The following is an 18,428-nucleotide window of genomic DNA, read 5'->3' on the forward strand; positions in this document are numbered from 1 at the left end:
GTGCGGGGTCTGGACCGCAGGGGGCGGCAGCTGCACCCCCGGCCCGTGGGGGTCGGCAGGGGGCAGGATGGTGGTTTTGTCGTTTGAAGCCATAGCTTACACCTCCGGTGCCAGTGTGCCCGGCCGCAGGGCGGATTATCCCAAAAAGCCCGCAGCCTTTTGGACTGCGGGCTGCGGGTCCTCAGCTGTACAGCCGGACCCAGGTCTCAGAGCCGATGACACCGTCGGCGGTCAGGCCGTTGGCCTTCTGGAAACTGCGCACGGCGCTTTGGGTCCTGTCGCCGTAGTGCCCATCGACGGTCAGCTGGGCGCCCTTGCGGTTCAGCTGCTCCTGGGCGCTTTGGATGGCTGCGCCGGTGTGGCCGTTGCGCAAAGGGATGCCGGGGTACTGCTCGCTGCCGTCGTGGCTGGCGGCGTATTGGGCGTACAGCGCATCCCAGGTCTTTTGGCCCACCTTGCCGTCGGCCTCCAGGCCGCTGCGCAGCTGGAACTCCTGCACCGCCCTCACGGTGCTGCGGCCATAGTGTCCGTCCACCGTGAGGGGGGCGTAGTAGGTACAGGGGTCCCGGACGCCGTTCAGCCAGGTCTGGATGAGGGCGGTGTCCGGCCCGGCAGAGCCGCGCTGGGACGAGGTAACATATGCGGGTTTGGACATAGGATCACAACACCTCCTGCCCCAGTGTATGCGGGGGCGGGCGGGGACGTCACGGCAGCACCAGCAGCGGATCGTCGCTGCGGGGGGCGGTCAGCTGCTGCCACAGCTCCACCGCCCGGAACCGCAGGATGTATTGCCCGCAGACCAGATCGGTCTCGGCGGGATCGTCGTAGCCGCCGCAGGCCGCGCTGCACAGCCCCGGATAGAGGACGCACCACCAGTTCCGGCCGTAGGTGCCGGGCTGGCCGATGTCCACCCGCACCGCGTCGTAGCGGCCCGCAGGCAGGGCAAAGTCCTGGTAGCGCGTGGTGCCGAAATACATATTCACCAGACTGACCCGTACCGGCCCCGAAGCTCCCAGCCGGGCCAGGGCGTTCCGGGCGGCCAGCTGGAAGTCGGGCAGGTGGGCGGCCACGACGGCCCGTGCACCGGCGGCGCTGCCGGCATCCCGGCACAGCCGGTCGGCCAGATCCAGCACCGCATCCCGGACGGCCAGCTTGCAGGTCTGGTCCAGCACCGAGTCGCTGTCGGCCCGGATGTGCAGCCGCAGGGTGTCGGTCCGCAGGGCCTCGCCGGTGCGCTGCTGGGCGTCCCACCAGCCGGCCAGGCCCAGCCCCAGCAGCAGGGCGATGCACAGGGCCAGCATCTGGGTGCGGGTCATTGGTTTGTGCGCGGAAAACATAAGCGGCAGGCCCCTTTCGGTTTGAACTGACCGAAGTATGGGCCTGCCGCAGGGGCTTTATGCAATTTTTACCGGCCCGTCCGGATGACGCGGGCGCCGCCCCGGTCCAGGCCCAGGGCAAAGACCTGCCGCCCCCTGTCAGCCAGGGCGTGGGCGGCGGCCTGGGCTTTCTGCCGGCTGTCGAACAGGCCGAACACAGCCGCGCCGCTGCCTGTCATCAGGGCGGCCATGGCCCCCTGGGCAAGCAGGGCCTCCTTGAGCGAGGCGGTGTCGGCGCCGCCGGCGCAGGTCTCGAGGGCGTTGCCTGCGGCGGCGCACAGTCCCGCCAGATCCCCGGCGCGGATGGCTGCCTCCTGGGCGGCGCAGTCGGGATGGGTCGGGCTGCCCACCTGGTCATAGGCCGCAAAGGCCGCCGGGGTGGAGATGCCGTACCCCGGCATGATGACCGCAAACCAGCACGCGGGACAGGGAGGCAGGGCGCGGATCAGATCGCCCAGCCCCTGCACCCGGCAGGTGCCGCCCATCAGGGCAAAGGGAACGTCGGCCCCGATGGAGGCCCCCAGGGCGCACAGCTCGCTCATGGACAGGCGCGCGCCGTACAGGGCGTTCAGTCCCACCAGGACGGCGGCGGCGTCTGCCGAGCCGCCCCCCATGCCGGCCCGCACCGGCACGGCCTTGCGCAGGGTGATGTCGGCTCCGGCCAGAAGCCCGGTGTAGTGGAAAAAGGCCAGGGCGGCCTTGTAGGCGGTGTTCTTGGGGCCGGTGGGCACACGGCTGCCGGGTGCCCGCACCAGCAGGTCCTGGCTGCGGCGGATGGTGACCTGCTCGTAGAGGTCCACCGCCTGCATGACCATATCCAGGGCGTGATAGCCGCCGGGCAGCAGCCCCACCACATCCAGAGACAGGTTGAGTTTGGCGGGGGCCAGCACGGTGACGCTTTGAAGGGGGGATGCCATGGCTGGGCCTCCTTACTGCGCCTGTTCCTGGAGGAAGGCGCGGATCCGCTTGAGGGCCTCGGTCAGGTGGTCCACCGAGTAGGCGTAGGATACCCGGACATACCCCTCGCCCGAGCTGCCGAAAGCGTCGCCGGGGATGACCGCCACGTGCTTTGCCTCCAGCAGGGCGTTGCAGAACTGCTGGCTGGTCATGCCGGTGGACTGGATGCAGGGGAAGGTATAGAAGGCCCCCTGGGGCTCAAAGCAGGTCAGGCCCAGGTCGTTGAAGCCCTTCACCACCAGGCGGCGGCGCATATTGTACTCGTTGCGCATATGCTCAATCTCATTGTCGCACTCCCGCAGGGCCGCGATGGCGGCGTACTGGCTGGTGGTGGGGGCGCTCATGATGGCGCTCTGGTGGATCTTGGTCATGATCTTCAGGATGGGCTCGGGTCCGCAGGCGTAGCCCAGCCGCCAGCCGGTCATGGCGTAGGTCTTGGAAAAACCGTTGACCACCACCGTGCGCTCCCGCATACCGGGCAGGGAGGCGATGGAGACATGGCGGTGGAGCCCGTAGGTCAGCTCGGCGTAGATCTCGTCCGACAGGACCATGACGTCGGTGCCCCGCAGCACCTCGGCCACGGCCTCCAGGTCTTCCCGCTCCATCACCGCGCCGGTGGGGTTGTTGGGGAAGGGCAGGATGAGCAGTTTGGTGCGGGGGGTGATGGCCCGGCGCAGGTCCTCGGCCCGCAGGCGGAACTGGTCCTCGGCCCGGCAGCGCAGATGCACCGGCACGCCCCCGGACAGGGTGGTGATGGGCTCATAGCAGACAAAGCAGGGCTCCGGGATGATCACCTCGTCCCCGGGGGATACCAGGGTGCGGATGCACATATCGATGGCCTCGCTGCCGCCCACCGTCACCAGGATCTCCCGCATGGGGTCGTAGCGCAGGTCCATCCGCCGCTCCAGGTAGCGGGAGATCTCGGCCCGCAGCTCCTTCAGACCGGCGTTGGAGGTGTATTTGGTGTGGCCCATCTCCAGCGATTCGATGCCGGCCTCCCGGATGGCCCAGGGGGTCTTGAAATCCGGCTCGCCCACCCCCAGGCTGATGCACTCGGGCATCTCGGCGGCCAGATCGAAAAATTTGCGGATGCCGGACGGGCGCATGGCCGCCGCGGCAGGCGCGATCAGCTTATCGTAGTCCATCACAGTACCGTACACTCTCTTTCGTCGATCTCATCCAGCTGGTACAGCCGGCCCTCCCGCTTGTAGATGCGCAGCACAAAGTGGGTGGCGGTGGACAGCACGTCGTCCAGGGGGGACAGGCGCTTGGCCACAAAGAAGGCCACCTCCTGGAAGGTCTTGCCCTTGATGATGAGCTGCAGGTCGTAGCCGCCGCTCATCAGCAGCACGCTCTCCACCTCGTCGAAGGAGGCGATGGTGGTGGCGATCTCGTCAAAGCCGCGGCTCTTTTTGGGGGAGACGTGCAGCTCGATCACGGCCTCTACCATGTCCACCCCGGCCTTCTCCCAGTCCACCAGGGTCTTGTAGCCCTTGATGTACCCCTTGGCCGCGGCCTCGTCCATCATGGCGGCCACCTCGGCCACCGGCTTATCCAGCATGACGGCGATGTCCTCCAGGGGCAGGCGGGCGTTGTTTTCCAGTAATCTCAGAAGCTGTTCCATATCTTTGCACTCCTTCTCTGTTACAGAATACACACAGTATAGCACACCCCCGGGCCAAATGCACCTGATTTTGAGGCATTTGGGGCCGGGCGGGGGGCGGTTCGCCTTTTTTTCTAAAAGGAGTGTTCAAAATTCGGCAAATCTGCTATACTAAAAGAGACCAAAGGGGACATACGCCCCCGTCCATGCGCAGGGCGCGCCGCCAAAGCGTGCCCCGAAAGAAGAGAGGGAAGGAACATGAAAGCGTTTATCACAGTGGTGGGCAAAGATACCGTCGGCGTGGTGGCACGGGTGTCGGGCCTGTGCAGTCAGATGGGCATCAACATCGAGGACATCTCCCAGAGCATCCTGCAGGGGATGTTCGCCATGATCATGCTGGTGGATCTGTCGGCCTGCACGGTCAGCCATGAGGAGCTGCGGGAGTCCATCGACGCCCTGGCCCAGGAGATGGGGATGCAGATCACCCTGACCCGGCAGGAAGTCTTTGACGCCATGCACACCATCTGACGGAGGGGACTGCCATGAGTATGTTCAATACCGGGGACATCCTTGAGACCATCGAGATGTTCACCCAGGAAAACCTGGATGTCCGCACCGTGACCATGGGCATCAGCCTGCTGGACTGCATCGACCCGGACCCCGCCCGGGCCTGCGAGAAGATCTACCGCAAGATCACCACCCGGGCCGCCAAGCTGGTGCCCACCGTGGAGTCCATCGCCACGGAGTACGGCATCCCCATCATCAACAAGCGGATCAGCGTCACGCCCATCGCCATGCTGCTGGGCGCCTGCCCCGACGCCGACCCGGTGGATTTCGCCAAGACCCTGGACGCCGCCGGCAAGGCGGTGGGGGTCAACTTTGTGGGCGGCTATACCGCCCTGGTGCACAAGGGCTTTTCGGCAGGGGACAAGCGGCTGATCCAGTCCATCCCCCGTGCCCTGGCCCAGACCGACATCGTATGCAGTTCGGTGAACATAGGCGCCACCAAGGCGGGCCTGAACATGGACGCCATCAAGCTGATGGGCCAGGCCATCCGCAAGACGGCCGAGATGACCGCAGACCGTCAGTGCATCGGCGCGGCCAAGCTGGTGGTGTTCTGCAACGCCCCCGAGGACAACCCCTTTATGGCGGGCGCCTTCCACGGCGCGGGCGAGCCCGACTGTGAGATCCATGTGGGCGTCTCGGGCCCCGGCGCGGTCCGCGCCGCCCTGGCCCGCCTGCCCAAGGACGCCCCCATCGACGAGGTGGCCAGCCTGGTCAAGCGCACCGCCTTCAAGATCACGCGGGTGGGCCAGCTGGTGGCCAACCTCGTCTCCCGGGAGCTGGGCGTGCCTGCCGGCATCATCGACCTCTCCCTGGCGCCCACCCCGGCCATCGGGGACAGCGTGGCCAACATCCTGGAGGAGATGGGCCTGGAGACCTGCGGCTGCTGCGGCACCACCGCCTGCCTGGCCCTGCTGAACGACGCCGTGAAGAAGGGCGGCGTCATGGCGTCCAACCATGTGGGCGGCTTGTCGGGCGCCTTCATCCCGGTCAGTGAGGACGCGGGGATGATCCACGCCGCCGAGACCGGCTGTCTGACCATCGAGAAGCTGGAGGCCATGACCGCCGTGTGCAGCGTGGGCATCGATATGGTCATCATCCCGGGGGATACCCCCGCCTCGGTGATCAGCGGCCTGATCGCCGACGAGGCCGCCATCGGCATGGTCAACTCCAAGACCACCGCCGTGCGTGTGATCCCCGCCATCGGCCGCAAGGCCGGCGAGAAGCTGGACTTCGGCGGCCTGCTGGGCTACGGGCCCATCATGCCGGTCAACCAGGGCGACCCCTCGGTGTTCATCAACCGCGGCGGCCGCCTGCCCGCCCCCATGCAGTCCCTCAAGAACTGAGATGCATAACCCTCCTTCCCCCTGGGCAGAATGTCCACAGGAAGGGGGTCTTTTTGTGCAGACCTTTTACAAGATATGCCTCTGCCTGATGATCATCGGGGGCATCAACTGGGGGCTGGTGGGGCTGTTCCAGTTCGATTTCGTGGGCTGGCTGCTGGGCGGCAGCAGCTCTCTGTGGTCCCGCATCGTCTTTACGGCGGTGGGGGCGGCCGCCCTGTGCGGCATCCCGGGGCTGTTTTCCGAGGACGCGCCCGAAGAAGGATAAAAGCAAAAAGGGCCTGCCCCCGTTTTTCGAGGGCAGGCCCTTCTGTATGGAAGGTCTGTGGCGTTACAGCAGGGGGATGCCGGCTTTGGCGCAGGCGTCGCGGGTGGCGGCGTCCCAGACCGAAGCCTGGACCTCGCCGATGTGGGCGCTGCCCAGGAGCAGCATGCACAGGCGGCTCTGGCCGATGCCGCCGCCGATGGTGTAGGGCAGCTCGCCCGCCAGCAGCGCCTTGTGGAAGGGCAGGGAGCGGCGGTCGTCGCAGCCGGCCTCGGTCAGCTGGCGATCCAGGCTTTCGGGGCTGACCCGGATGCCCATGCTGCTCAGCTCGTAGCTGCAGGCCAGCGGATCGTTCCAGAACAGCAAATCGCCGTTCAGGTCCCAGTCGTCGTAGTCGGGGGCGCGGCCGTCATGGGGCTTGCCGCTGCGCAGCTTGTGGCCGATCTGCATCAGGAAGGTGGTGCCGTGCTCTTTGACGAAGGCGTTCTCCCGCTCTTTGGGGGTCAGGCCGGGGTACAGGTCCTCCAGCTCCTGGCTGGTGAGGAAGGTGACGTTGGGGCTGTGCAAAGGCAGCTCCTGCAGCTGGGGGAACATGGCGTGGAGGTTCATCTCGGTGGCGCACACCGCCGACACGATGGCCCGCACCACGCTCTTGAGATAGTCCGTGTTGCGGTCCTCCTCCCGGATGACCTTCTCCCAGTCCCACTGGTCTACATACACCGAGTGGAGGTTGTCCAGCTCCTCGTCCCGGCGGATGGCGTTCATGTCGCAGTACAGGCCCTTGCCCACATGGAAGTCGTAGTCCTTTAGGGCCTTGCGCTTCCACTTGGCCAGGGACTGCACCACCTCGGCGGTGATGCCGGTGTCGCGCAGATCGAAGGCCACCTTCCGCTCCACGCCGTTCAGGTCGTCGTTGAGGCCGGTGGAGGCCTCCAGGAACAGAGGCGCGGACACCCGGTGCAGATTCAGCGTGGCGCACAGGGTGTCGGCAAACAGCCGCTTGACCGTGCCGATGGCCCGCTGGGTGTCGTACAGGTTGAGGGCGGGCTTGTAGCCCGCAGGCAGAATGATGTTGCTCATGATACTTTCCCCTTTTTCATGCGGTGGGCGCCGCGCACCGGCGCCCCATGACAGGATAAATTATCGCACAAGAAAGCCGGATTGTAAAGAGGCAGGGTTGCAAGCGGGGCCCGGCGGCGGTATAATAGAAACAACCGTCACGCGCAATACAAGTAAGGAGAGAGCTGCCATGCAGATTTTCAATACCCTCACCCGGCAAAAAGAGGAGTTCGTCCCCCAGCAGCCGGGGGTGTACCGCATCTATGTCTGCGGTCCCACCGTTTACAATTACATCCACATCGGCAACGCCCGGCCCCTGATCGTCTTTGACACCCTGCGCCGCTATCTGGAATACCGGGGCAACCAGGTGATCTATGTGTCCAACATCACCGACATCGACGACAAGCTGATCGCCCGGGCCCAGGAGGAGGGCACCACCATGCAGCAGGTGGCCCAGCGCTTTGAGGCCGAGTACAAAAAGGACGCGGCCGGCCTGAACTGCCTGCCCCCCACCGTCCAGCCCCGGGCCACCGAGCACATCCAGCAGATCCTGGACATCGTGGCCGACCTGATCGCCGGCGGCCACGCCTATGTGGCCCGCAACGGGGATGTCTATTTCCGGGTCCGCAGCGACGCGGGCTACGGCAAGCTGAGCCATCTCAACCTGGACGATCTGGAGAGCGGCAACCGCGCCCTGCGCAGCCAGATGGACGACGACCTGAAAGAGGACCCCGCCGACTTTGCGGTGTGGAAGGCGGCCAAGCCCGGCGAGCCCGCCTGGGACAGCCCCTACGGCCCCGGCCGTCCCGGCTGGCACATCGAGTGCAGCGCCATGAGCCGCACCCATCTGGGCAAGACCATCGACCTGCACTGCGGCGGCCAGGACCTGATCTTCCCCCACCATGAGAACGAGATCGCCCAGAGCGAGTGCGCCAACGGCTGCACCTTTGCCCGCTACTGGATGCACAACGGCTTTATCAACGTGGACAACCAGAAGATGTCCAAGAGCCTCCACAACTTCTTCACCGTGCGGGACGTAGCCCAGGTGTACGGCTATGAGCCCATCCGCTACTTCATGCTGACCGCCGGCTACCGGATGCCCCTGAACTACACCGTGGAGCTGATCGAGAGCTGCAAGAACAGCCTGGAGCGCCTGTACACCTGCCGCGAGAACCTGGACTTTGTGCTGGGGCAGGGCAGCTTTGGCGCCGACGAGGCCCTGAAGGAGAAGGCCGGCGAGGCCCGCCGCAAGTTCTGCGCCGCCATGGACGACGACCTCAACACCCCCGACGCCCTGGCCGCCCTCTTTGACCTGGTCAAGGAGATCAACACCCTGTCGGCCGCATCCACCAAAGAGGCCCTGGAGCAGGCAGCCGCCGTCTTTGACGAGCTGGCCGGCGTGCTGGGCCTGCTGTACAACCGCAAAAAGGACGAGGTGCCCGCCGACGTGATGGAGCTGGTGGAAAAGCGCGCCGCCGCCAAGAAGGCCAAAGACTGGGCCACCGCCGACGCGCTGCGGGCCGAGATCGCGGCCAGGGGCTGGACGGTCAAGGATACCGCCCAGGGCCCCCAGCTGAGCCGCAGCTGAATGCGGTCATTGACCCCAAACCAGCTTTCCGGTACAATAAAGGCGGGGCACGCCCCCCACAAAAATGGACTTTGCAAGGAGGGATATCCATGCTGAAAAAACGGATCGCCGCCCTGGCCATGGCCGTGGTCATGACCTGCACTGCGGCAGCCCCTGCGCTGGCGGCGGCCCCTGCCCCCCAGGCTTTGGGGGTGCAGGAGGACAACGCCCTGGTGGCCATTCGGATCGAAGCCACCGACAACGCCGTTTACGGCTCGCCGGTGAACGTGACCATCCGGGCCACCCCCGAGGACACCCAATACATCGCTGTGGTGCTTGGCATCAGCGGCCAGGCCAAAGGGTTCGTTACCCTGCTGCTGCCTGAAAAGGTACGCATCCTGCTGGAGCTGATCCCCCTGCCGGCCTCGATGTCGGCAGACCCCGCCAACACCCGGGACTTCAACCTCTACCGCTACCTCAAGCAGCTGATCGACGGCAACGACGTCACCGTGCTGCTGCGTGTGGCCGAGGAACTGACCGCCCTGATGGAGATCCTGCAATACTACGCCCCGGCCCTGACCGACGTGGTGAACGGGATGAACGACGTCCTCACCCTCATCCGCCGCTATCTGCCCGAGGGGCTTGTCACCCACATCTATCTGGACGAGCAGCCTGTGGATGCGGGCAACTATGTGGCGGGCGCCGTCACCCTCAGCCGCGGGGATATGAACACCGGGGGCCTGGCCATCTTCAAGGTGGCCCAGAAGAGCGAGGGCGTGCGGCAGTACTGGGCCCAGGAGACTCCCGAGACGATGACCGCCGAGGAGGCCCGGAACTTCAACTTTGCCGCAGTGGTGGAAGTGGACGGCGCCGTGGTGCAAAACCCCGTGGTCACCTACACCTACCGCCGGGTGGACGGGCTGTTCAACGGCCTGTTTGCCTCCAGCAGCAATGAAGTGCCCACCGAGCCGGGCCGCTATGTGCAGACGGCGGTGGTGGGCGGCAACTACACCACCCAGAACATCAGCCGCACCTTTACCATCGCGGAGCCGGCCTGAACGGCAGAGCCCGCTGGCAACGGATCACAGCAAAAAGCCCCGCCGCTTTCGGTACGGACCGGAAGCGGCGGGGTATTTTTTCAGGACTTTATGCGGTGGGGGAGGCGATCAGCCCTTGCCGGCGCAGCCGAACAGCTCGATCTTCTCCTTGCACTTGTCGATGATGGCCTGTGCGCCGGGAGCCAGCAGCTTGCGGGGGTCAAAGCCCTTGCCCTGCTGATCCTTGCCGGCCTCGATGTACTTGCGGGTGGCCTCAGCGAACACCAGCTGGCACTCAGTGTTGATGTTGATCTTGCACACGCCCAGGCTGATGGCCTTGGCGATCATCTCGTCGGGGATGCCGGTGCCGCCGTGCAGCACCAGGGGGATGTTGTTGGTAGCCTTGTGGATGCGGTCCAGAGCCTCAAAGTCCAGGCCCTTCCAGTTGGCGGGGTAGACGCCGTGGATGTTGCCGATGCCGGCCGCCAGGAAGTCGATGCCCAGCTCGGTGATGCGGGCGCACTCGGCGGGATCGGCGATCTCGCCGGTGCCCACGACGCCGTCCTCGACGCCGCCGATGGAGCCGACCTCGGCCTCGATGGACATGCCGTGCTCATGGGCCAGAGCCACCAGCTCCTTGGTCTTGGCGACGTTCTCCTCGATGGGATAGTGGCTGCCGTCGAACATGATGGAGGAGAAGCCGGCCTCGATGCAGGCCTTGCAGCCCTCATAGGTGCCATGGTCCAGGTGCAGGGCCACGGGCACGGTGATGCCCATCGAATCCACCATGGCGCTGACCATGGCGGCCACCGTCTTGAAGCCGGTCATATACTTGCCGGCGCCCTCGGACACGCCCAGGATGACGGGGCTCTTGGTCTCCTGGCAGGCCGTCAGGACCGCCTTGGTCCACTCCAGGTTGTTGATGTTGAACTGGGGCACGCCATAATGGCCGTCCCGGGCCTTGATCAGCATTTCAGTTGCATTTACCAGCATTGTTCTTACCTCCAGCATTTATTTTACACGAGTAAAACAAAGAATCAGCTCGCCTGCCGCTGCACGGCAGGCCCCTGCTTCTCCAGTATACTCGAAATAAGATGTAAAATCAATCACAAGCGGGGTTTTTGTGCGTTTTTTCTGTCAAACCGGCGCTGCGGGCCCAGGCGAAAATGTATTGCTGGGCGATGCCGGCGTGGCCGCCGGTCTTGCGGTTCAGGTAAGCGGCCGGGTCCTTGACCCGCCGCGTGAACAAAGCCTGTCCCGCCCGGCGCATCCACACGTCCACCGGATAGGCCTCCCAGCGCCCCAGCCCATACAAAAGGGTGCAGTCGGCCACCTTGGGGCCCACCCCCCGCACCTCCATCAGACAAGCCCTGGCCCGGTCCAGCGGGGCAGCGCGGAGGGCGGCTTCGTCCAGCCGGCCGGCGGCGGCCCGGCGTGCGGCGTCCAGGATGTAGCCGCTGCGCCATCCCGCCCGCAGGAACGCGAGGTCCTCCTCGGCCAGCTCTGCCAGGCGCCCGGCCGTGGGGAAAGCGTAAAACCGGCCCGCCCCGTCCAGGGACTGGCCCAGCCCCCGGCACAGCCGGTCCACGATCCCTTTGATCCGGGGGATGTTGTTGTTCTGGCTGATGAGAAAGGTGATCAGGGTCTCGAAAAAGGGCTGCCGCAGCACACGGATGCCGGGCGCGCCGTCGATGCAGGCCGCCAGCCCTTTGTGGGCCGCCCGCATTTGGGCCAGCAGGGCGGGGTAATCCAGGTCCAGCGCGAAATACCCGCGCCAGAACCCGGGCTCGGCGGCGGGATCGGGACCGGCCAGGCCGGCCAGGCAGAGCCTGCCGTCCTCCTGCCATGCCTGCACCGCCCGGCCCTCCACCACCCCCACCCAGCTGCCGTCGGGCTGGGGCTGCCAGCGGAAACATTGGCCGCAGTCCAGCGTCTGGGCCAGGCACAGGCCGTTTGCGTCCAGGGTCAACAAAAAGATCGACCTCCTTTGTCTTTTTGCCTGGATTTTACACAGGCTTTTCAACAGTATAGCACATCCGTCCTGAGGATGTGGGCATTTTTTGCAAAGAGGACCAGATTTCGGGCGCGAAAATGGGCAGCTTTCCATCTTGAAAAATACAAATCGTAGCCGGACACAGTCCGCGCCCCGCAGCGCAAAAGTGGAAAACCCGGTGGAAACCGTTGAATTCCACACCACAAAGAGGCGCTGAAACTGGAGTTTTGCACTTTCTCCACCGGGTTTTCCACTTGTTGAAAATCAAAACCCCCGTTTACACCTGGTATTTGTTGAAAACTTGCCTCCCTGCATGAGGCGCCGCGGCCCGGACTATACTACAAGGGCGCCGGGTCATGGGTGAAAAAATGGCAATTTACTGGCAATGCAGGGCGGCTTATGTTATAATTTATCGTGGATTCTTATTCTGCCGCCGGTGTGCGGCGTTACACAGGGAGGAACAGAACCGATGGAAGAAAACCGACCGCGCAGCCTCCGCCCGGCGCCCCGGGCCGACAAAAACGGGCAGGACCAGGACACCCAGCCCGGCGGACGTCTGGTCTACGGCAAAAACCCGGTGGCCGAGCTGCTGAAAAGCGGCGCCGGGGTGGACAGCGTCCTGCTGGCTGAAGGGATGGCCCCGGCTGTGGCGTCCTACTATATTGCGCTGGCTAAAGAAGCCGGCGCCGCTGTCAAGCGGGTGCACCCCGCCAAACTCCGGCAGCTGACCGGCACCGAGAGCCACCAGGGAGTGGCCGCCTTTGCCAGCGAGATCGCCTATGCAGAGGTGGAGGACCTGCTGGAAGCCGCCCGCAGGAAGGGCCAGCCCCCCTTCCTGGTGATCAGTGACGGCATCGAAGACCCCCACAACCTGGGCGCGGTGATCCGCTCGGCCCTGCTGTGCGGGGCCCATGGGGTCATCATCCCCAAGCGGGGAGGCGTATCGGTGACGCCGACCGTCATCAAGGCCAGCGCCGGCGCCGCCGAGCGGCTGCCGGTGGCCCGTGTGGTGAACATCAGCGAGACCATCCGCCGGCTGAAGGAGCAGGGCATTTTTGTCTACTGTGCCGACATGGACGGGGTGTCCCTGCGCCGGAACAACCTGACCGGGCCCATCGCCCTGGTGCTGGGCAGCGAGGGCAAAGGGGTGTCCCAGCTGGTGAAAAAGCGGTGCGACGGGGTGCTGCGGCTGGATATGGCCGCCCCCGGCACCGGCGTGGACAGCTACAACGTCTCGGTGGCGGCGGGGATCATTCTCTATGAGATCCAGTCCCAGCGCGCCGCCGGAAAGCAATGACCGGGGCCCCCGCCGCCCCGGATGGGAGGGACAAGGATGCCTAAGGATTCCGACCGCCGGGAACTGACCCGGGAGGAACTTGAACAGGAACAAAAAGAAAAATTCAAGACGTTTTTCACCACCAGCGTGGCCCAGGTGCCGGAGGAGATGATCCCCCACGCCGCGCAGCCGGACCGCAAGCACGGGCTGCTGTCCCGCTTCTTTGCCAAAAAGGAGAAGGCCCGCAGCCAGGACCCCCCCGAGCAGGAGGAAGTCCTTTGGGCGGAGACCCCCATCGCCCCCACCGGGGAGATCCTGCTGGACAGCGCCCCCGGCCCGGTCCGGGAGGAGAGCGGCGGGCCTGCCCTGACCCCCCGGCCCCTGCTGGAGGACCTGACTTTGCAGCTGGAGGGGCCGCCTGAGGAGCCCGCGCCCAAAGCGGAGACCAAGCCCGCTGCGCCCGCGCCCAAAGCGGAGACCAAACCTGCTGCGCCCGCGCCCAAGGCGGAGGCCAAGCCCGCCGCGCCCGCGCCCAAGGCAGAGACCAAGCCTGCCGCGCCCGCGCCCAAAGCGGACACAAAGCCCGCTGCCATGACGTTCAAGGCGGAGGAAAAACCCAGAACGGAGCGGTCTGCCCCGCCGGTCCTGAAGGTGACGCCGCCCAAGACCGGGACCAGGCCGCACCCAAAGACGGTGCGTGTCCCCGATGCGGAGGACAAAGAGCTGGCCAAGCTGCGGGATATGCTGGAGGTCATGGGACCCCAGCCGGTGCAGCCGGCCCGGCCGGCCCCGGCGCCCAGTCCCGCCCCCGAGGAGGACAAGGAAGTGACCCAGCAGGTGGGCGGCTTCCACTTCTTCGGGGTGGGGGAGGATGAGGCCCCGCGGGGCCAGACGCCGCCTCCCGGTTTGGATGATACCATGAGCCTGGAGCTGCATGAGGAGGACGGGCAGGAGCCCGAAGTCCCGGCGGCTCCCGCCAAAGAGAAGGCCGCCCCGGAGCACATGGCCAAGGGCCGGCGCAAAAAGAACAGATCCCAGCCGGCCCCTGCCGCCCCCGAGCGTCCGGAGGAGGAACCGGCCGAAGCTCCGGCGGCTGCCCCGGAGCAGCCCGCCCCGGCGGAGGAACTGCCCCAGACCCCCGAGGAGGCGGCCCGGGCTTTGGAGCACACGGTGGCAGCCCTGAACCTGCGCTGCGCCCTCAGCGGCATCCTGGCCCTGGCCCTGATCTGGGCCGGCCTGGTCTATGAGGGGATACTGCCCCCCATGGCGGGCCTGAACCCGGCGGTGGCTCCCGCCGCCTTTATGGGGGCGGTGCTGCTGCTGTTGGCCGGGGCGCTGGCGGTCTCTCGCAACACGATGCGGGACGGCCTGCTGGGGCTGGTGAAAGCCCCGTCCTACGACACCATGCCCGCGCTGGCCGGCGCGGCAGCCCTGGTGCAGGCGGCGGTGGCCATGCTCAACCCCGACGTATACCAGAGCACCACCCTGACCCTGATGAGCGGCGCGGCGGCCCTGGCCCTGTTCCTGAACAACCTGGGCAGCCGGCTGCTGGCGGTGTCGGTGCGGGACGGCTATAAGGTGGCCTCCAGCGGAGTGGCCCACGAGGGGGCCTACCGGGCCCAGGACAAGGACCTGATCCGCACCCTGGCCCCTACCCTGGAGGAAAAAGACCCCTGGATCCTGCTGAGCAGGCCGATGGAAGGGGACGGCAGCTTTTTGGAGCAGAGCTTTGGTCCCCGGGCCGGCGAGAAAAAGGTACAGACCCTGGCCCGGGTATTGCTGGGCTGCGCGGCGGTGGGCGCGGTATGGATGCTGCTCACCGGCAAGGGCCTCAATGGGGCGGCGGCCGCACTGGCCTCCATCCTCTGCCTGGGCGCGCCGCTGTCCTCCACCCTGATCGCGGGGCTGACCGCCCTGCGCACCGAGCGGACAGCCGGGGCCCTGGGGGCGGTCATCCCCGGGTGGGCCGGCATCGAGGAGCTGAACGGCATCGACACCATCCAGGTGGACGCCGGGGAGCTGTTTACACCGGAGAGCGCCCAGCTGGAGGATATCCGCATCTTCAAGGGCGGCCGGATCGACCGGGCCATCCTCTATACCGCCAGCGTGCTGAACCAGGGCTGCAATACCCTCAGCAGGCTGTTCCGCACCATCATCGCGGACCGCACCGATATCCTGCCGCCGGTCAAGGATCTGGAACGGCACACCGGGCTGGGCTTTTCGGCCTGGTGCGACAACAACCGCATCCTGATCGGTACCCGGGCCTATATGGAGCAGGAGGGCGTGGCCCTGCCCGAGGCCAGCTATGAGGCGCGGCATTCCCAGGACGGCCAGCTGCAGATCCTCTATCTGGCGGTGGCGGGCAATATGTACGCCATGTTCGTGCTGCGGTACATCGGCGGCAAGCACGCGGCCCGGTGCCTGTCCATCCTGCAAAAGGAAAACATCCGGCTGATGGTCACCTGCCAGGACCCCTCCCTGACAGCGGAAAAGATCGCCGCCGCCTACCACCTGCCCGACGGTCTGGTGACCGTGCTGGACGAGGCCCAGTGCAAGGCCCTGGCCCCGGCGGTCAGCGCTGTGGGGGATGCACCCTGCTGCATGCTCCATCTGAAAGGCTTTACCAGCCTGACCGGCGGTTTGCGGGCGGCCCAGCGGGCCCAGGCGGCTGAGAGCGCAGGGGTGGCCATCCAGATGGTATCGACCGGCTTCTCGGCTTTGATCGGCCTGCTTTTGAGCTATTCGGGCAGCGTGGGCACCCTGTCGCTGCTGGTGGTGCTGATGTACCAGGCGGCCTGGAGCGCTCTGGGCATGGTGGCCGCCGCCATGAAACAGCATAACTGAGAATAATTCTTAAAAACTTGGTGTTCTCTCTTGAAATCAGCGCTGAATTGAAGTATAATACAAACACAGCCCGTATGCCGGCGGGCATACGGAATGAGCAAACCGCAACCGAGCGACGCACAACATCTTCAATACAAAGGAGAGAATGATTTATGGAACTCAAGGGCAGCAAGACCGAAAAAAACCTGATGGAAGCCTTTGCTGGTGAGAGCCAGGCCCGCAACAAGTACACCTACTTTGCAAGCCAGGCCAAGAAGGAAGGCTATGTCCAGATGGCCAAGATCTTTGAGGAGACCGCGGCCAACGAGAAGGAGCACGCCAAGATCTGGTTCAAGCTGCTGTGCGGCGGCGAGATCCCCGATACCGCCACCTGCCTGAAGATGGCAGCCGAGGGCGAGCACGGCGAGTGGACCGATATGTATCCCCGCATGGCCGCCGAGGCCAAGGAGGAGGGCTTCAACCAGATCGCAGCCCTGTTCAACATGGTGGCCGGCATCGAGAAGGAGCACGAGGAGCGCTATCTGGCCCTGGCCGAGAACCTGGCCAACAGCAAGGTCTTTGCCCGTGAGGAGCAGCAGGTCTGGCAGTGCTCCAACTGCGGCTACACCTATATCGGCAAGTCCGCTCCCCTGAAGTGCCCCGTCTGCGCACATCCCCAGAGCTACTTTGAGCTGAAGGTCAAGAATTACTGATCCAGCATCCACCAAAGGGCAAACGAGCCCCGGCGCCGCAAAGCGCCGGGGCTTTTTGCTGTGCGGGGGACGGAAAAAAGAAAAAGCCTTCCCGAAGGAAGGCGTGCGGTGCAGGGCGGGAAGGTGGCCGGAAGGCTCACAGATCCAATTTGCCCTCCACCTTGTTGACCACATAGTAGGCTGCGCCGTCTTCAGGCTTGATGTAGATCCTGCAAGACTGGACGCCCACCTTATGGGTCAGCCGGTAGTCAGCCTTGGCGCGCTCGACAATGTCGGTGACATTGTACTGGCGGCCGCCGGCCTCGATGTAGATCTCAGGTGAAAGAGGCGGGCGGCCCCGCCGGGCAGTGGGCTTGGAGGATTTTTTGGCCTTGTGCCGGGGCTCGGAAGCCGGGGCATCCTGCGCCGGGGCTTCGGGCAGGGACGCATCGACGGATGCGGCAGCGTTCTTTGCGGACATATCCATCCACCTTTCTTTCATGATGTATGGTGCAACCGGTGCAGCGCCGCGGCGCCGCATCGCATAAAAACCAGCTATCTATATAATATAAAGTTGCGGTTCATTTGTAAAGTCTTTTTTGAAAAAAGATGCCCTGTCCCCGCCAGAAATGACCGGATAAATGGCAGGGGCCCGGGCGTGCAGACCGCTCCGGCAGCTCTGTCGGGACCGCTGCGCCCGGAGCGGGGAAATGAAAGGCGGCCCGCCGCCGCGCCCTGCCGCCTTGCCGGGACAGAAACAAAAAGGCCCTTCCCGCCCATGCCATGCGGCCCAAAAGGGGGCGTCCGGGTAGAAACCACCGGCCTTTGCAAAAGCCGCCGTCCGCCCGGGACGCCCCACAAACAAGCCGGGTATCCTGCCGCTGTCCGCTTTGGAAGCCCCGCTGCAAATAAAATAGAGAAAAGCACAAACTTTCCGCTTGATTTTGGCGGTCAAATACGCTATAATAACGTAGACGATAAGCCGGTGTGTCGGAATGGCAGACGAGGGGGACTCAAAATCCCTTGTGCTAATCACACGTGTGGGTTCGACCCCCACCACCGGCACCACAAGCACAAAATCCGAACTTTTTTCCAATAGGAGAGAGGTTCGGATTTTTCGTTTTCTTCGGGGAGTTGAATCAGGGAGCAGTTCCCTGCCCGAAACCGTACCAGAAGGCCGGTCGGACCAGACGTTGACGGTTTGTTTGGAGGACAAAAAGAAAGGCGCACCCCGAAAGGTGCGCCTTGTCTGAAAAAAGCCGTTGACAGTTGCTATGTAGAACAGGGCGTTCCCCGTTGGGAACGTCCTGTTTTTCTTTGGCAATGGGTCTGGCCTGTTCCGCCTGCCAGGCGGCGAAGGCCCGCTGGCCTTCCTCGCTGTTGAAGCACTCCAAAATGGCAGGGTAGAAGCACCGGGCCAGACGCTCGATGACCTCATCGGGATAAATCGAAGTGTTGACGACTTTTTTCTTTTTGTTCAAGTCCACCTCCTGTTCCGGTCCACCGCCTGGCTCATGGGGGCAATTCAGCTTGCAAAGCCCCAAGTGTGGAATACGAGAGGCCGGCCCTGCTTTACTCCAGAGCCGGCCTCCCAATTTTTTCTGTGCAGAATACAGAAATACGCGCCCCAGCCGCCCTCCCGCCCCGAACGCGCCCTTTTGGGCGGGTTCATGGGCAGGCGGGGCGGGTTTTGAAAAGACGAAGCAAAATAAATATGGCGACAATGCGATTTATTTTTGCCGCTATGGGCAAGGGGGCGCGTGGGGCGGGAAATTTTCACTTCCCGCCCCAATTTTATTCGAGGGCGCAATCAGGGCGGACATACACGCCCCGATAGCCCCGGTAGCCGCCCTCGATGTGCTTGGAAAAGCGG

The 18,428-nt window shown here is 64.8% G+C and carries 18 protein-coding genes and 1 tRNA gene; 9 read left to right on the plus strand and 10 right to left on the minus strand.

The window, feature by feature from the left end; all coding sequences use genetic code 11:
- Positions 1-181: 181 nt before the first annotated feature.
- The 5 genes from B5G12_RS13115 to B5G12_RS13135 all read right to left on the minus strand — a co-directional run bounded on the left by B5G12_RS13115 (position 182) and on the right by B5G12_RS13135 (position 3,957).
- Positions 182-655, minus strand: a complete 474-nt coding sequence (locus B5G12_RS13115; protein WP_087325356.1) for a peptidoglycan-binding domain-containing protein — start codon at positions 653-655, stop codon at positions 182-184.
- Positions 656-704: 49 nt separating this feature from the next.
- The gene (locus tag B5G12_RS13120) at positions 705-1,337 is read right to left on the minus strand and encodes a stage II sporulation protein R (protein WP_242956049.1); all 633 of its coding nucleotides are present in this window, start codon (positions 1,335-1,337) and stop codon (positions 705-707) included.
- A gap of 68 nt (positions 1,338-1,405) precedes the next feature.
- Positions 1,406-2,293 carry a 4-(cytidine 5'-diphospho)-2-C-methyl-D-erythritol kinase gene (gene ispE, locus B5G12_RS13125; RefSeq protein ID WP_087325357.1) on the minus strand — a complete coding sequence of 296 codons (888 nt, stop codon included), beginning with the start codon at positions 2,291-2,293 and terminating at the stop codon, positions 1,406-1,408.
- Between the two features lie 12 nt (positions 2,294-2,305).
- Positions 2,306-3,478 carry a pyridoxal phosphate-dependent aminotransferase gene (locus tag B5G12_RS13130; protein WP_087231075.1) on the minus strand — a complete coding sequence of 391 codons (1,173 nt, stop codon included), beginning with the start codon at positions 3,476-3,478 and terminating at the stop codon, positions 2,306-2,308.
- Positions 3,478-3,957: an Lrp/AsnC family transcriptional regulator gene (locus tag B5G12_RS13135; RefSeq protein ID WP_087231072.1), complete on the minus strand. Its 480-nt coding sequence runs from the start codon at positions 3,955-3,957 to the stop codon at positions 3,478-3,480. Before B5G12_RS13135 ends, B5G12_RS13130 begins: the two co-directional genes overlap by 1 nt.
- A 237-nt stretch (positions 3,958-4,194) precedes the next feature.
- Here B5G12_RS13135 and B5G12_RS13140 point away from each other — a divergent pair, with 237 nt between their 5' ends.
- The 3 genes from B5G12_RS13140 to B5G12_RS13150 are packed head-to-tail and all read left to right on the plus strand — an operon-like array spanning position 4,195 to position 6,111.
- Positions 4,195-4,464 (plus strand): ACT domain-containing protein, encoded by a 270-nt coding sequence (locus tag B5G12_RS13140; RefSeq protein WP_087231069.1) that lies wholly within the window; start codon positions 4,195-4,197, stop codon positions 4,462-4,464.
- Positions 4,465-4,484: 20 nt separating this feature from the next.
- Entirely contained in the window at positions 4,485-5,846 is a 1,362-nt protein-coding gene (locus B5G12_RS13145) for a PFL family protein (RefSeq protein ID WP_164474869.1), read from the plus strand.
- Positions 5,847-5,901: 55 nt separating this feature from the next.
- Positions 5,902-6,111 (plus strand): DUF378 domain-containing protein, encoded by a 210-nt coding sequence (locus B5G12_RS13150; protein ID WP_087231063.1) that lies wholly within the window; start codon positions 5,902-5,904, stop codon positions 6,109-6,111.
- A 63-nt stretch (positions 6,112-6,174) separates the two neighbouring features.
- On the opposite strand, the gene asnA is transcribed toward B5G12_RS13150, so the two are convergent.
- The gene (gene asnA / locus B5G12_RS13155) at positions 6,175-7,188 is read right to left on the minus strand and encodes an aspartate--ammonia ligase (RefSeq protein WP_087231060.1); all 1,014 of its coding nucleotides are present in this window, start codon (positions 7,186-7,188) and stop codon (positions 6,175-6,177) included.
- Between the two features lie 169 nt (positions 7,189-7,357).
- On the opposite strand from asnA, the gene cysS reads away from it, so the two are divergent.
- On the plus strand, positions 7,358-8,755 hold the full coding sequence (gene cysS / locus B5G12_RS13160) for a cysteine--tRNA ligase (RefSeq protein WP_087325359.1): 1,398 nt from the start codon (positions 7,358-7,360) through the stop codon (positions 8,753-8,755).
- Positions 8,756-8,844: 89 nt separating this feature from the next.
- Positions 8,845-9,792, plus strand: a complete 948-nt coding sequence (locus B5G12_RS13165; protein WP_087325360.1) for a hypothetical protein — start codon at positions 8,845-8,847, stop codon at positions 9,790-9,792.
- Positions 9,793-9,900: 108 nt separating this feature from the next.
- Here B5G12_RS13165 and fba read toward each other — a convergent pair whose 3' ends face one another.
- Together fba and B5G12_RS13175 are read right to left on the minus strand one after the other, a co-directional pair.
- Positions 9,901-10,764: a class II fructose-1,6-bisphosphate aldolase gene (gene fba / locus B5G12_RS13170; RefSeq protein WP_087231051.1), complete on the minus strand. Its 864-nt coding sequence runs from the start codon at positions 10,762-10,764 to the stop codon at positions 9,901-9,903.
- Between the two features lie 109 nt (positions 10,765-10,873).
- Positions 10,874-11,743, minus strand: a complete 870-nt coding sequence (locus tag B5G12_RS13175; RefSeq protein ID WP_242956050.1) for a DNA-3-methyladenine glycosylase family protein — start codon at positions 11,741-11,743, stop codon at positions 10,874-10,876.
- Between the two features lie 490 nt (positions 11,744-12,233).
- On the opposite strand from B5G12_RS13175, the gene rlmB reads away from it, so the two are divergent.
- The 3 genes from rlmB (at position 12,234) to rbr (ending at position 16,576) form a co-directional block, all read left to right on the plus strand.
- Positions 12,234-13,061: a 23S rRNA (guanosine(2251)-2'-O)-methyltransferase RlmB gene (gene rlmB, locus B5G12_RS13180; protein ID WP_087325361.1), complete on the plus strand. Its 828-nt coding sequence runs from the start codon at positions 12,234-12,236 to the stop codon at positions 13,059-13,061.
- 36 nt (positions 13,062-13,097) lie between these two features.
- A complete protein-coding gene (locus B5G12_RS13185) occupies positions 13,098-15,884 on the plus strand; it encodes a hypothetical protein (protein WP_087325362.1) in 2,787 nt (928 codons plus the stop codon).
- Between the two features lie 152 nt (positions 15,885-16,036).
- On the plus strand, positions 16,037-16,576 hold the full coding sequence (gene rbr / locus B5G12_RS13190; protein WP_087231043.1) for a rubrerythrin: 540 nt from the start codon (positions 16,037-16,039) through the stop codon (positions 16,574-16,576).
- Positions 16,577-16,712: 136 nt separating this feature from the next.
- Here the strand turns inward: rbr and B5G12_RS13195 are convergent, their stop codons facing one another.
- Positions 16,713-17,036 carry a DUF6465 family protein gene (locus B5G12_RS13195; protein WP_087231116.1) on the minus strand — a complete coding sequence of 108 codons (324 nt, stop codon included), beginning with the start codon at positions 17,034-17,036 and terminating at the stop codon, positions 16,713-16,715.
- A gap of 500 nt (positions 17,037-17,536) precedes the next feature.
- Between B5G12_RS13195 and B5G12_RS13200 the strand changes: the two genes are divergently transcribed.
- Positions 17,537-17,623: transfer RNA gene (locus B5G12_RS13200), tRNA-Leu, on the plus strand.
- Positions 17,624-17,694: 71 nt separating this feature from the next.
- Here the strand turns inward: B5G12_RS13200 and B5G12_RS15035 are convergent.
- Positions 17,695-18,042 carry a transposase gene (locus B5G12_RS15035; protein WP_242956051.1) on the minus strand — a complete coding sequence of 116 codons (348 nt, stop codon included), beginning with the start codon at positions 18,040-18,042 and terminating at the stop codon, positions 17,695-17,697.
- Positions 18,043-18,428: the final 386 nt, after the last annotated feature.

Origin of the sequence: Faecalibacterium sp. An58 (genome assembly GCF_002161515.1) — a bacterium.
Classification (GTDB): Bacteria; Bacillota; Clostridia; order Oscillospirales; family Ruminococcaceae; genus Faecalibacterium; species Faecalibacterium avium.

Coding starts and splice junctions, on each gene's coding strand:
- B5G12_RS13115 (WP_087325356.1), bottom strand. CDS start 655: ATGTCCAAACCCGCATATGTTACCTCGTCCCAGCGCGGCTCTGCCGGG.
- B5G12_RS13120 (WP_242956049.1), bottom strand. CDS start 1,337: ATGTTTTCCGCGCACAAACCAATGACCCGCACCCAGATGCTGGCCCTG.
- ispE (WP_087325357.1), bottom strand. CDS start 2,293: ATGGCATCCCCCCTTCAAAGCGTCACCGTGCTGGCCCCCGCCAAACTC.
- B5G12_RS13130 (WP_087231075.1), bottom strand. CDS start 3,478: ATGGACTACGATAAGCTGATCGCGCCTGCCGCGGCGGCCATGCGCCCG.
- B5G12_RS13135 (WP_087231072.1), bottom strand. CDS start 3,957: ATGGAACAGCTTCTGAGATTACTGGAAAACAACGCCCGCCTGCCCCTG.
- B5G12_RS13140 (WP_087231069.1), top strand. CDS start 4,195: ATGAAAGCGTTTATCACAGTGGTGGGCAAAGATACCGTCGGCGTGGTG.
- B5G12_RS13145 (WP_164474869.1), top strand. CDS start 4,485: ATGTTCAATACCGGGGACATCCTTGAGACCATCGAGATGTTCACCCAG.
- asnA (WP_087231060.1), bottom strand. CDS start 7,188: ATGAGCAACATCATTCTGCCTGCGGGCTACAAGCCCGCCCTCAACCTG.
- cysS (WP_087325359.1), top strand. CDS start 7,358: ATGCAGATTTTCAATACCCTCACCCGGCAAAAAGAGGAGTTCGTCCCC.
- B5G12_RS13165 (WP_087325360.1), top strand. CDS start 8,845: ATGCTGAAAAAACGGATCGCCGCCCTGGCCATGGCCGTGGTCATGACC.
- fba (WP_087231051.1), bottom strand. CDS start 10,764: ATGCTGGTAAATGCAACTGAAATGCTGATCAAGGCCCGGGACGGCCAT.
- rlmB (WP_087325361.1), top strand. CDS start 12,234: ATGGAAGAAAACCGACCGCGCAGCCTCCGCCCGGCGCCCCGGGCCGAC.
- B5G12_RS13185 (WP_087325362.1), top strand. CDS start 13,098: ATGCCTAAGGATTCCGACCGCCGGGAACTGACCCGGGAGGAACTTGAA.
- rbr (WP_087231043.1), top strand. CDS start 16,037: ATGGAACTCAAGGGCAGCAAGACCGAAAAAAACCTGATGGAAGCCTTT.
- B5G12_RS13195 (WP_087231116.1), bottom strand. CDS start 17,036: ATGTCCGCAAAGAACGCTGCCGCATCCGTCGATGCGTCCCTGCCCGAA.